The 12,965-nt window shown below is 40.7% G+C and carries 10 protein-coding genes; 4 read left to right on the forward strand and 6 right to left on the reverse strand.

What is annotated here, in order from left to right; translation table 11 throughout:
• Nucleotides 1-84: 84 nt before the first annotated feature.
• Nucleotides 85-2,325, reverse strand: coding sequence for a DUF3858 domain-containing protein (locus IEX80_RS09775; RefSeq protein WP_188832756.1), 2,241 nt, complete (start codon nucleotides 2,323-2,325; stop codon nucleotides 85-87).
• Nucleotides 2,322-4,202, reverse strand: coding sequence for a transglutaminase-like domain-containing protein (locus IEX80_RS09780; RefSeq protein ID WP_188832757.1), 1,881 nt, complete (start codon nucleotides 4,200-4,202; stop codon nucleotides 2,322-2,324). Before IEX80_RS09780 ends, IEX80_RS09775 begins: the two co-directional genes overlap by 4 nt.
• A gap of 102 nt (nucleotides 4,203-4,304) precedes the next feature.
• Here IEX80_RS09780 and IEX80_RS09785 point away from each other — a divergent pair, with 102 nt between their 5' ends.
• From IEX80_RS09785 to IEX80_RS09800, 4 genes are all read left to right on the forward strand, one after another.
• Nucleotides 4,305-4,640, forward strand: coding sequence for a MerR family transcriptional regulator (locus IEX80_RS09785; RefSeq protein WP_090526375.1), 336 nt, complete (start codon nucleotides 4,305-4,307; stop codon nucleotides 4,638-4,640).
• Between the two features lie 91 nt (nucleotides 4,641-4,731).
• Nucleotides 4,732-6,834, forward strand: a complete 2,103-nt coding sequence (locus IEX80_RS09790) for a ComEC/Rec2 family competence protein (RefSeq protein ID WP_188832758.1) — start codon at nucleotides 4,732-4,734, stop codon at nucleotides 6,832-6,834.
• A gap of 79 nt (nucleotides 6,835-6,913) precedes the next feature.
• A complete protein-coding gene (locus IEX80_RS09795; protein WP_090526371.1) occupies nucleotides 6,914-7,558 on the forward strand; it encodes a DUF4412 domain-containing protein in 645 nt (214 codons plus the stop codon).
• A 72-nt stretch (nucleotides 7,559-7,630) separates the two neighbouring features.
• Nucleotides 7,631-9,502: an LTA synthase family protein gene (locus IEX80_RS09800; RefSeq protein ID WP_188832759.1), complete on the forward strand. Its 1,872-nt coding sequence runs from the start codon at nucleotides 7,631-7,633 to the stop codon at nucleotides 9,500-9,502.
• A gap of 110 nt (nucleotides 9,503-9,612) precedes the next feature.
• On the opposite strand, the gene IEX80_RS09805 is transcribed toward IEX80_RS09800, so the two are convergent.
• The 4 genes from IEX80_RS09805 to IEX80_RS09820 are packed head-to-tail and all read right to left on the reverse strand — an operon-like array spanning nucleotide 9,613 to nucleotide 12,898.
• Nucleotides 9,613-10,218 carry a hypothetical protein gene (locus tag IEX80_RS09805; protein WP_217633140.1) on the reverse strand — a complete coding sequence of 202 codons (606 nt, stop codon included), beginning with the start codon at nucleotides 10,216-10,218 and terminating at the stop codon, nucleotides 9,613-9,615.
• A gap of 3 nt (nucleotides 10,219-10,221) precedes the next feature.
• Nucleotides 10,222-11,487: an adenosylmethionine--8-amino-7-oxononanoate transaminase gene (gene bioA / locus IEX80_RS09810; RefSeq protein WP_188832760.1), complete on the reverse strand. Its 1,266-nt coding sequence runs from the start codon at nucleotides 11,485-11,487 to the stop codon at nucleotides 10,222-10,224.
• A complete protein-coding gene (locus tag IEX80_RS09815) occupies nucleotides 11,484-11,924 on the reverse strand; it encodes an NUDIX domain-containing protein (protein ID WP_090526365.1) in 441 nt (146 codons plus the stop codon). Before IEX80_RS09815 ends, bioA begins: the two co-directional genes overlap by 4 nt.
• Nucleotides 11,924-12,898: a cation diffusion facilitator family transporter gene (locus IEX80_RS09820; RefSeq protein WP_112655876.1), complete on the reverse strand. Its 975-nt coding sequence runs from the start codon at nucleotides 12,896-12,898 to the stop codon at nucleotides 11,924-11,926. Before IEX80_RS09820 ends, IEX80_RS09815 begins: the two co-directional genes overlap by 1 nt.
• Nucleotides 12,899-12,965: the final 67 nt, after the last annotated feature.

Raw genomic sequence — 12,965 nt, forward strand, 5'->3', positions numbered from 1 at the left:
GACATTAAAAATAATTACTGATGCAATTATAGAGCGGGTTGAAAAAAAGTCCGAATGTAGTATCCGGACTTTTTTAAACAGTCATTAACTTTTTTTCTCAAACAGTATTTTCTGCGCATTGAATCCCGCTGAAGCGTCAATCACCTCGCTAAGGAGCGGCCAGTTTTCTGCTTTTTCAAAATTATTATTGTAAACACGTGTTATCACAATAGTTACAACATTACCGTTAAGGGTTGCTTCTGACGAAAACGAACCGGTTTTATTAGTCTTTTTTGCTGCTATTTCCTCAAGGCCTTTGGCTGTATATCCCTGTGGTACAGCAATGTTTATGGTGTATTTAAAACTACGGGAGCATGGCATATACACGTCATAAGTGCGTTTTCGTTCTTTTTCCACCAGTTTGTAAAACGATCCTGCAAGTTTACCTGCGTCAATAATATAATTATTGCCCGCTTTTTTTACCAGATTATCCAATACAAATGATTCTGAGTACTGAAAAACTGGATTGCTGTTATCAAGAGCGGCGTTAATAATTTTACAATCTGTAACCTGGGTTGGCTCCTGCTCGTACTGGGCTTTTATTTCAGATGTAAATTTCTTTACTGATTTTGACTCATCATCCGAAAATGCGTAGCTGAAATCATCACGCAGTTTTTTTGTTTCAGGGTTTTCTGCCAGTCGTTTTTCCAGCCTTTCACTCTTAGATAATTCCATAAGGATGTTATCAATATCAACTACGGGCAGTAAACGTAACTGATCATCATGCCTCATCAAACCTGTTTGTTTAACCAACCTCTGTATCTTTATTTTTTGCATATTGGCCGGCAAAAGCGAAACCTTAATGTCTTCATTGATATTATTAACAGCGGCCTGCATTACCGGCAAAACCGCTGTACCTTCAGCAAACGAATATTTGGTTGAACTTTCCCGCTTAGGAGTAAGCACAATCACTTTTTCACCCTGAAAGCGTTGAGGTATCTCATTAAAGTGAGTTGCGGCGTCATCAAAAAACATATATAGCGGCTTGGTATCGTTTATGCGGATACAGGCGTCAAAATCACTATAATTAAAGATATTATCTAGTGTATTAGCATTACGCGAACAAACCAATAATACGTCATGATCAATTTTCAGATCATTTAAAGCCATGCTCATAACAACCGTATTAAACTTTGAGGACATACGACGATAATTGATTTCATCAACTTTGCCAACATCATCTTTACTATAACTACCAAAAACCATCCCCTTTCTGATATTGTAAAGCACCTTCATAGCGCTATCAAGCGGTACAGCTTTAATGTTCTTTTTACCGTCGAAATATTTTTTTAAACGATCAACAACATCGCTGAAGTAAGGAATGTTCCGCTCGGTAAAAGTTCCTTCAAAAATTGCTTTATTGGCCTGCAACCTATCGGCAGCACTTTCACCTGCTTTACCACCCGAAACAAACTTTACAAAGCCCATGGTGTGTGAACTGCTGATTTCGATATAAGGGAACTGACGAAACTTGGAAGTCCAAAATTCACTCGAATATTTTGCCTGATCTCTGACCTTTAAACTGTATATCTGGTCGCCGGCTGCGTTCGTACTTATATTAAACTGCGGGGCGCCATTTGCACAAATATGCTTTACATTATCTTTTTTTGAATATTGAAAATCATAGCTACTGTATAAAACAGGATACTCGCCGGCCAATACAAAAACCATGTCGTTATCAGCAAAATTATCGGTACTTGCATTTTCGTTTACGTCGACAGTGCTCACGTAATAATCAAGTATATCACCAACCTGCAAATCGGATACGGCAAGTTTACTCACCTGATCGTTCTTTTCATTTTTGATCAGAACTTCTTCGCTTGTGTTTACCACAACTTCTTTGCCGCTTGGCTTAATGATCTTAGCCCCAATGTAGGTGTCATGTGTCATGGAAAATTTAGCGCTCAAAATATGTACGCTTTCATCAAGACGTTTTTGGTAAGATATAGTTGAAAAATCTTCAAGTGCTGATTTGTCGTTTATCTTAACCCGTTCGTGAAAAGTGGTAAGCTTGAGTGCCCGAGTTGTTGATGACGCCGTGATGATCATAAATTTAAATTTATTGGTCAGCGATCTTTGCATGCTGTATGATTTGGCAAAAACCACGGCGCTTTCATTACTTAAATTAACAGGCACCTTTGTGGTTGCAAATTCAGGCACGGTTGTCCCCCAAACCTCCTTCTGAATTTCGGCTGCTTTTTCCGCATAGGTTTGGTTATTGTTTTGCGCACCCGCGGTCATAGCAAACAGAGGAAAGAAAAATAATAAACGTAATGTTTTTTTCATTGTGATACAGGTTTTATAACTAAATTTTCGTTGTAAGCTTTATTCAGGAGCTCAATATCCTGGTTCCATTGTACAAAATTTGCTTTTGTAAGCAGCGTGTTCTTTATGAGCAACGTTTTTTTATAAGTGATTTTTCCGGGCGAACTGATGTAAGTGATATAAAACTCATACCCCGGCCTGGATATGTTAACGCCGGGCGGTATGCTTGCAGTTTTATAACCTGGCGGCAGCGTGAGTTCGGTCTCGGCTGCAATCTGGTCTTTTCTTGAAAACCAATAATCATTTTTTTGCTCATCAATAGCTATGACAGCACCCGAAAGGTCCTTACGGTTATCCAGATCAATATAATACTCTTTACCAAAAGCAGATATTCCACTTTTACGATCAACATCATACCCGGCATTTAAATCTTTGTCGGGATTGCTTGTGCTACTTAAAACAAGGTTATTGATGGCATAATCGGTATTACCTGCAGCAAGATAATGTTTCATAACATCTTCGACATTTTCATGCTTAATGCTATTTATTCCGGCTAATACTGCTTCTTTATCCTCTCCTTTCCAAACGTTGCTCACTTTACCGGCAAGGCTTGCTCCATTTATATAGAGTTTGCTTATTTCGCTGCTTACATTTTGCTGAGGTTGCGCGTATGGTATTTTACCGAGAATATACTTATCACCATCTTCCATTAAAACCTGTCTGCCTTGTATCCTTTCAGCATATTCATTAATACCTATATAGGTTTCAGTAGCATCAAGATAGTAGATTTTGCCTTTATAAGGCAACCCGCAAATCATATGATTATCAACTGCCATTGAGGGTGTTTGATAATCATAAGCAATATGTTTTGTACCCAGCCAGCAAAACCGGGCATCAAAGCCTGCAGATACAAGCAGGGCTTTGGTGAGGTTGGCCATTCCCTTACAGTCACCATATTTTTTTCTTAGCACCTCGTCGGCTTTTTCAGGTTTAAAACCTGCTATGCCATCTTCAAATGCTATATATCTGATGTTGTCCTGAACATAATAAAATATGGCTTTTATTTTATCTAAATCATTAGTTAACCCTGCAGTGAGCTCATTACTTTTAGTACGTAACAGCGCGGGGTCGCCGGCCACATCCTTTACTAACTCGTGGTACCATGCATAAAGATCGGCAAGAGTATTGAAATAAGTAAATTGTTTACTCCCTACAATCGCCGATTTACACATGATGAGCAAATGCGGATATACGTAGGTTGGGCCCGGACCATGCAATTCCTTTTTCATTGCCGGGATATTAGTAAACTTATATGTTATAATATCGGCATCATTGCTGCTGTTATAAACGGTACTTTTTTTAATATTAAAAGCATTAAAATTAAACTCCTTAATCTCCACCTTCATCCAGCGCGGAATTTCGATACTGACTTCGCCTTGTTGGACCGGCAGGTTATCAGCAAAATAAATATTGGTAAAATAGCGGGGATCATTAACGGTTTCTTCAAAAGTAACATTGCCAATACTTCCTTTTTTTGCCAGATCGAGCGTAAAGTAACACAACCGTTCGTCCGAATAAAAAATATCATTATTGCTGTAATAAGTATACTCAGGTTTAAAACCGCGGGGAGTGCGGCCGTCAACTTTGCAGGTTATATTATCAATAGAGATATTGTTGTTGTAAAATTCAGATACCGTGTAATTAACCTGGTAAGCACTACTGGTGTAGATATTATTAAGTTTCTGGATGATCTCTACACGGTTATCTTTGCTGTTCCAATTAAACCGAAACTCATTTTTCAAGGAGGTTATGGTTACAGCCGAATCAACTTCGAGGGCACTTAACCGCATAGTACATAACACACACAGCGTGTATGTTATCAATAGTTTAATAGTCATAAGGTTATTAGAGCCATAAATATAGAATTATATGGATCAGATTCAAAGAAAATTCCGAAATCGAAATTCCCAATTCCGAAATCAAATAGATACATTTGTATTATGCCGTATAAAGAACGTGAGATAAGCAAGATGTACTACACCATGGGCGAGGTATCGGCCATGTTTGATGTTAATCAGTCGCTTATACGTTTTTATGAAAAAGAGTTTGATGTTCTGCAACCCAAGAAAAACAAAAAAGGCAACCGGTATTTCACCCCCGAAGACATTGAAAACTTCAAGATCATCTTTCACCTTATCCGTGATAAGGGCTACACTTTAAACGGAGCAAAAGAACATCTTAAAAACAACATGAGCGATACCAGGGATAACCAGCGCGTTATCGATTCGCTCGAAAACCTCAAAAAATTCCTGCTTGAGGTACGCGATCAGTTGTAATCTTCCGCATAAAAACTATCTTTATTTCCAAAACACCGTCGGGTTAACCTATAACCATGCTGTCACCTGCTATAACAATCCGTAAAGATATATGATCGCTAACCACAAGGGCGAGATCCCGGTTGTTATTTTACTGATTCCTTTTTTATTGGGTATAAGCGCTGGGATCAATTTAAGGTCTGTCGCTTATTTAATGCCCTTGGCTATTGGGTTTGCCAGTCTGCTAATATTATTTCTCCTGCTTAATTTTTATTTTAGCCCTTTTAAAGTTTATAAAAGGCGGTGGCTGGGCGGCACAATCATTCACCTGCTATTACTGCTTGCCGGCTGGATAGCAACAATTAATAATAATGAGCTCAATAACACCGGTCATTTTTCAAAACAACCCGCCCAAAAGTTGCTTGTACGTATTAATAACGAGCCCCAACTTAAAAACGGGCTCATCCGCTTTACAGCCACTGTAATTGCAAACATTAATCAAAAACAGCCAACACCAACAACCGGTACATTGATGATCAGCATCAAAGACAGCGCTGCAACGCGATTGAACTACGGCGATGAACTGCTCATCCCCTGTAAGTATTCGCCTATCGATCCGCCTTTTAACCCTGCCGAGTTTAATTATAAAAAACACCTCGCCCATCAAAACATTTATTACCAGGAGTTTTTATACCCGGGGCAATACCGTTTGGTGCAATCACACGCCGGCAATATGTTCATAGCAAACGCGCTGACGCTAAGGCTACAAATGGTTGAAAAGCTAAAAAACCAAATGCACGATCCAAATGCTATAGCCGTAGCCTCCACCTTAATATTAGGTTATAAAGCTGATTTAAGCGAAGATGTATTGCAGGCCTATTCCAAAACCGGCACCATTCACGTACTATCGGTTTCCGGTGCTCATGTGGCTATCATTTGGGCTTTGCTGGCATTTATGCTGAATTTCCTGAACAGGTTCAGGCATGGCAGGGTGATTAAAGCGATCATCATTATTCCTATCATCTGGTATTATGCTATGTTAACCGGTTTTTCACCCGCGGTTTGTCGGGCAGCTGTCATGATCAGCACGGTTATCATCGGTAAAACTTACAACCGGTACATCAACAATTTAAATATTCTGGCTATATCGGCTTTTATATTATTACTTTATAACCCTTTGCTGATAACAGATGTAGGCTTTCAATTGTCATATCTTGCCGTTGCCGGACTTGTTGTTTTACAGCCGGTGGTTTATGCCTGGTTTATTTTTAATAACAAATGGATTGACAAGCTGTGGGCCTTATGTTCGGTATCCATAGCCGCGCAGGTGATTACCTTTCCGCTGAGCGCTTTTTATTTTCACCAGTTCCCGGTTTATTTTTTGTTTAGCAACCTGTTCATCATCGTTCCCACAGCTGTTATTATGTATAGCGGGATCTTTTACCTGCTATTGCCGCAAATCCCCTTTATATCTGCCGGCCTTGCCTGGTTCCTCGAAAAAACCATCCTGCTCATGAACGCTGTACTGGCCAGGTTTGAGCACCTGCCGTTGGCAAGCATTAACAAAATATGGCTTACCACAACCGAGTACCTGTTGCTTTACGCTATTATCATATGCGTTTTTTACTTTTTGTACGATAGAAAAATATGGCTGCTGAGAGCAGGTATTGCATTGATATTTTTGTTAGCTGTAAGTATCAGCATAAAAACATACCGCTCATATACAACCAACAGCATCGCCTTTTTAAACCTGCGCAAAAACATCGGGATCATCTTTAAAAACGGTAACCGTGCTCTTGTACTAAGTAACCTCACTGATACCGACAAAAACTACCATTATTCTATCCAACCTTATCTTGATAGTTGTAAAATAAACGACATCGCTTTGTATCAACCTGATCAGGATATCCGATCTGGCTTTTTACGAAAACAGAATAATTTTATTCAATTTCGAAATCGGTCGATAGCTGTTGTGAACAGAGATTATGTGGACACCATATCCGCGGTAAAACAAAAAACCGACTACCTATACATAACCGGGAGCCCTAAAATTCCGCTTGCTATTATTAATAAAAATCACGAATATCATACTATAATTATTGATGCTACCAATGCCCCTAAAACCGTACAATTTATTGCAGATCAGGCACGTGCCCTGCATGTCAATTATGTAATATTAAAACGTAACAAATCGTTCGTGACAGCATCTAATTGAAAAACATATTAAACTACTTATCTAAAAATTTGTCTTTTAATTATTAAAAATTAATTTGGCATTAAATCAAACTCAAAACATGAACATTAAAATTTTCAATGTTGCCTTAGGCCTTGCCCTTACCGCAACAGCTATCAGCGCAAACGCCCAAAAAGCTTACAAAGAGGGTGTGGTAACTATTTCAACGGCTATGCAGGGGCAACAGGTTGAAGCTAAAAGTTATTTCCGCGCCGATTCGGCCGCAATGCAATTTACTACAGGGCCTGCTACCATAAAAATATTAACCGATGCCGATGGTAAATCATTAGTTGTAATGGTTGATGTACCTGTTGCATCTATCAAAAAAGCTGCGGTTGCTACTCCTGATGAGGTTGACCAGGCTATGGCTTCATTACCAACTCTTACTTTTGCTCCCGGTACCGAAACTAAAGTTATTTCGGGTTTTAATTGCAAAAAAGTGGTAGCTACAGATGCAAAAGCCAACAAAACTTATGATATCTGGGTAACTAATGATGTTACTGTACCTGTAACTGCTATTGCTAAATACTACCGATCTGTTGGTGGTTTCCCGGTACAATACACTTCATTTTCACAGGGCCAAAGCACCGAGGTTACTGTTAAAAGCATAACTGAGCAAAAAAACCCTGCCGGTATTTTCGGCATCCCTGCCGATTTTGAAAAGATCACCCTGGATGACCTGAAAGCTATGAGTGGCGGCAGGTAATCGAAAATATTTCATTAACAATTCATTAAAGGTTCCTTAACATTGTAGCAAAATATTATTTTTGTTACCCCAATGTTAAGGAACCTTTTTAGCTTTTTCAGATTCTTCATCTTTTGGATCGCCTTTTTCGCAATAACAAGAGCGACATTTGAGATCTATTTTCTGCACAAGCTTGATAATGCCAGCATCAGTGAAATCCTTCAAACGTTTTTCTGGGGCCTAAGACTCGATGTTTCGGCAACTGCCTATATCTGCATCATACCAATCCTTGTATTTGCTATCAACTGGTTCATTCCAAAGATTAGGATAAAGCCCATCTGGTTAAAGGCTTATGTTTGGTTTTGTCTGTTCTGCATTTCGTTAAATACGGTACTTAACTTCAATATCTTTCGCGAGTGGGGTACCAAGGTTAGCTTCAGAGTGTTTACTTCATTTTATCATGCCCCTTCAGAAGCCATTGCCTCAAGCGGTTCTTCGCCGGTTGGTAAATGTATTTTCATTGGCATAGCTTTACTGACAACAGGCATAATGTTATCTCACTTTATAATCAACTACGATTTTAAAAAGCCCGAAGCCCGGCCAAGCCTAAAAGTTTCGCTTACTGCACTACTTTTATTTTTGAACTTTGTGCTGATGCGTGGTGGTTTACAAGCTAAGCCAGTAAGCCAGAATTCCGCCTATTTCTCCGAAAAGCAGATTCTTAACCAGAGTGCGCTCAACACCGAGTGGAACCTTTTTAACAATGTATTTGAAAACCTGCGCGCACCTTATAACCCTTATCTCTACAACCATCCAATTGATGCTGCTAAAATTGTTAATGAGCTGTACGATGTTAAAAACGATTCTACCGAACAAATCCTTACCACCAGCAGGCCCAATGTGGTAATTATCCAGTTAGAAAGTTATACAGCCGATGTGATCGAATCATTAGGCGGTGATAAAGGCGTGGCACCAAACTTTGAAAAGTTCATCAGGAACGGACTGCTTTTTAACAACATCTACGCCTCCGGCGATCGTACTGACAAAGGCATTATCGCCCTTATGAGCGGCTTCCCTTCGCAGGCGATCCGCACCATCATCAGCGATACGCTTAAACATAAAAAACTTCCGGCTATATCTGCATCGTTTAAAGATGCAGGTTATGAAACCGCTTATTTTTATGGTGGCAAAAGTAATTACATGAATTTTGATAAGTTCATGACTTCTCATAATATCGATCATATTATCGACGAGGCCAGCTTTGATAATAGCCATATAAAAACACAATGGGGCGTTTATGACGATGACCTGCTTATGCGAAACCTACAATATTTGGCCCGCCAAAAACAGCCCTTTTTTAATTATGTACAAACCTCATCCAATCATGAGCCTTTTGTACTGCCTGTTAAGCACCATTTTAGTGATGACGCTGATTTAAGTAATAAATTCAGAAGCACAGCCTATTTTACCGATTCATGCCTGAACGCTTATTTTGATCAGGCCAGAAAACAGCCCTGGTATAAAAACACACTGTTTATCCTTGTGGCCGATCACGGTCACCGCCTGCCGCGTAATACAGCCGAGGCTTACGACCCGGCTAAATACCATATACCTCTTTTGTTTTTCGGCGATGTGATCAAGCCCGAATATCGTGGTAAAAAGAACAGTAAACTGGGCGGACAAACAGACCTCGCAGCTACCCTGCTGGCTCAGTTAGGTATGCCACATAATCAGTTTAAGTGGTCGAAAGATCTCTTGAATCCCAATAGTAAAGAGTTTGCCTTTTTTGATTGGGATAACGGGTTCGGTTTTATGCACCCGGGGCAGGCGGTATCCTATGATAACGCCGGCCGCACCACGATCTATAACAGCAAACCAAATGCTGATAAAAAGGCTACCGAAACAGCACTTGCTTACGGTAAAGCTTATCTGCAACAGGTGTTTACGGAGTATATGGCGTATTGACTACCAATGCTAATTCTCAAAAACGTCATTATAAGGTACGAAGCAATCCCCGATTAGCAGAGTCTCTCCGTATAGTTCGCGATTGCTTCGTACCTCGCAATGACGGGAGTTTATAAAGCTATTTCCTTCCCCAACTGCTCAACCCACTGATTAAACAATTTGGTTTCAAATTCAACCGCTTTTTGAGCATGTAATTCCCATTGAGGAGAAAAATGCTGTAGTTGGTTGATCATCTCTTCCAAATGACCTTCCTCTTCTAAAATGATTGATTTTACGTTCACTTTGCTGCCTGCTTCGTCAAGGGCATCCTGGTAAATTGGATAAAGTTCATCGGCACGTACCTCAATAGCGTAGGTAACCAACAGGTAAGCTGCAAAACGGAGGTCGGCACCTTTCAGGTTAAGCTCGCTTTTTAAATAACGGCAAACATCAACATCCAACTGGTTCAAATAGTACTTACTTGAGCCCGGAGCCAGCAGGTATTCGGCCGCGTACGTAGGCAGTGTTACAGCCGTTTTTTCCAGTTGTTTTTTTAGGTAGAAAGCATGACGGTGCTCTTCGGCAGCGTGCTTTAATATGATGTAAGTCACAGTAAGTGGATCTTCACTGGCCGAAATCTTGCGTGCGCCGGTATTTTCCATTAAGGATAAAGTATTTAACCAGCGTGAATGCAGTTCGTTATCGGCAATTATGGTAGGTAGTATTTTGTTCAGCATAATTTATAGTTCTTCAAGAGCCTGCTCAATTTTGCTGTAAACATAGTTGAGTTGCTCATTAGTAATGCAATATGGCGGTAAAATATAAATAACGTTCCCCAGGGGACGCAATATGATCCCCGCGGATAAAAAATAATGGTACAGCTTATCCCTAAGCGAACTGAAGTATGAGGTATTATCGCCGGTTTCCCACTCCATGGCCAGTATAGTGCCTGTTTGCCTCGCGGTTTTTATTTTAGGGTGATTGCGGATCTTATCTGCAAAGGCGGTATGAGCGGCTTTGATCCTGGCAATGTTCTCTGCCGTTTCGGGTTGTTGAAACAGATCAAGACTTGCCAATGCCGAAGCGCATGCTATCGGGTTGGCCGTAAACGAATGCCCGTGAAAAAGGGTTTTCAACTTATCATCCGATAAAAAAGCATCATAAATTTGCTGCGTACAGGTAGTTAAGCCCAGGGCCATGGTACCGCCTGTAAGCCCCTTTGAGAAACACATGATATCCGGTTCAACATCCACATGATTTGTGGCGAAGGGTTTACCCGTACGACCAAAACCTGTAAACACCTCATCGGCAATCAGCATCACTTCCTCCTCACGGCAGTGGGCCATCAATTCATTCAAATACTCAGCCTCATACATGATCATCCCTGCCGAGCCCTGCACCAATGGTTCAAAAATAAAGCAGGCTGTTTCGTTCTTTAGATTTGAGATCTGAGATTTGAGATTTGAGATGTTTTCTTTTGTAGGGATGTCGATGAATTCTACTTCAAACAACAGGCTATCAAACGCTTTGGTAAATGCACTGCGGCCGCTTACGGCCATAGCCCCGAAGGTATCGCCGTGGTAAGCATTATTAAAAGCTATGATTTTGGTGCGCTGATCACCTTTATTAAGCCAGTATTGCAGGCACATTTTTATGGCCACCTCAACAGCGGTTGAACCGTTATCTGAATAGAATGCCTTTTTTTGGTTGCCCGGCAAAATTGCTAACAGCCGTTCCGCCAATTCAACGGCGCCTTCATGGGTAAAGCCTGCAAAGATCACATGTTCCAGTTTGTGAAGCTGCTCTGATACCTTTTGGGCAATATAAGGATGAGCATGCCCGTGAATGTTTACCCACCATGACGATACTGCATCAATGTACTGTTTTCCTTCTTCGTCAAATAACAGTGCCCCTTCGCCGCGTACAATGCCTACAGGCGGCTGCGCGGTTTTCATTTGGGTATAGGGGTGCCATATTACTTTTAAATCCCTTTCGGTAAGGTTCATAGTTCGTTCTGCAAAAGTTCAACCACACGTTTATCTGTCGGAAATTCAAAATCGGCTACGCTCAGCGCGGTAAGCGGCACCCATCTAAAAGCCTGCAACACCTCTCCTTCCCCGTCAAAATCAAATGCAACAGCCTTTATATTCAAATTAACCGGGGTGATGCTTCGCACCAAATAATATACACTGATCACCTGGGAGTTGTTAAATGCCGATTTTACGGCAAAATCAGTGGTGTAAAAATGGCCTACAACTTCAATCTCAATATTACACTCTTCCATAAACTCACGTTTAAGCCCGTCAATCAGGCCCTCACCAAGTTCCAGGCCTCCGCCCGGGAACTTTGAAAAACGCATGCCATATTCCTGTTCATCGCTTATGAGCAATTCATCATCATCGTTCAGAAGCAGACCGTAAACCCTTACATTAAAGTATTCCATTATTCAAAGTGTTTTTTATTACGTACAACCTTTTCCATTGTCCAGGCTATTGTTTCGGTTTTTGCTTCCGACCGGATAGGGCAATTGGGCATACTGCAGTAGTGACAGCAATTGGGCACACAAGGGTCAGCATGAATAAAAAGCTCCGTTTTGATGCCCATATCTTTATTAATCATCTTATCAACCAATGATATTTCGGTATGTACTGTGTTCAGATCAAAATAGTTTGGCAGCGTCATGTGACAGTCGATATGCAGCTCATGTCCATATTTCTGCGCGCGCAAATTGTGTACATCTATCCAGGCCTCACGGCGTTTTTCACTTAAAACGTTCACGATCCCGGTCACTACCTGAAAATCTGCCTCATCCATTAATCCCCCTACCGATTTACGCACCAATTTGTAACTACTGTACACTATATATAAGCCAACCAATATAGATAATGCACTATCGAGCCATAAAATCCTGGTAAATTCAATTAACAATAAACCTACCACCAGGCCTACGCTGGTAACGGTATCGGCCAGCAAATGACGACCGTCGGCATCAAGGGTGATGGAACGAAGCTCTTTGCCCTTACGGATCATATAATAACCCAGCACGCCATTAATGGCTCCAGTAGCCGCTATAATAATGGCACCGGTAAACAGGTCATGGATAATGTTGGGAAAGAAAAAGCTGTAAACCGATTTTACAATGATTATGCACCCGGCAATGCCGATAAGTGATCCTTCTATAAAAACAGAAAAAAACTCCACCTTGCCGTGGCCGTAAGGGTGGTTTTCATCTCGTGGCAGGGCGGAAAGATAGATACTGTAAAAGGCAAATGAGCTTGCTATTACATTTACAATACTTTCGGCGGCATCGGTAAGTACAAAATTGGAGGCTGTTAAAAAGTAGGCGCCAAATTTCGCCAGCATCAGCACAATCCCCGTTATCAGCGAAATTAAAATGATCCTTTTTTGTTGATTCAAAGCAAGGGTGGTATTAGGCCGCAAATTTAAAAAATAACAAGCGTAAGTAGCAGTAAAGTTATTTTCT

It is taken from the genome of Mucilaginibacter rubeus, assembly GCF_014643835.1.
GTDB lineage: Bacteria > Bacteroidota > Bacteroidia > Sphingobacteriales > Sphingobacteriaceae > Mucilaginibacter > Mucilaginibacter rubeus.

What these genes read in the sequence shown, in the direction of transcription:
- IEX80_RS09775 (WP_188832756.1), bottom strand. Translation starts at nt 2,325, where the DNA reads ATGAAAAAAACATTACGTTTATTATTTTTCTTTCCTCTGTTTGCTATG.
- IEX80_RS09780 (WP_188832757.1), bottom strand. Translation starts at nt 4,202, where the DNA reads ATGACTATTAAACTATTGATAACATACACGCTGTGTGTGTTATGTACT.
- IEX80_RS09785 (WP_090526375.1), top strand. Translation starts at nt 4,305, where the DNA reads ATGCCGTATAAAGAACGTGAGATAAGCAAGATGTACTACACCATGGGC.
- IEX80_RS09790 (WP_188832758.1), top strand. Translation starts at nt 4,732, where the DNA reads ATGATCGCTAACCACAAGGGCGAGATCCCGGTTGTTATTTTACTGATT.
- IEX80_RS09795 (WP_090526371.1), top strand. Translation starts at nt 6,914, where the DNA reads ATGAACATTAAAATTTTCAATGTTGCCTTAGGCCTTGCCCTTACCGCA.
- IEX80_RS09800 (WP_188832759.1), top strand. Translation starts at nt 7,631, where the DNA reads ATGTTAAGGAACCTTTTTAGCTTTTTCAGATTCTTCATCTTTTGGATC.
- IEX80_RS09805 (WP_217633140.1), bottom strand. Translation starts at nt 10,218, where the DNA reads ATGCTGAACAAAATACTACCTACCATAATTGCCGATAACGAACTGCAT.
- bioA (WP_188832760.1), bottom strand. Translation starts at nt 11,487, where the DNA reads ATGAACCTTACCGAAAGGGATTTAAAAGTAATATGGCACCCCTATACC.
- IEX80_RS09815 (WP_090526365.1), bottom strand. Translation starts at nt 11,924, where the DNA reads ATGGAATACTTTAATGTAAGGGTTTACGGTCTGCTTCTGAACGATGAT.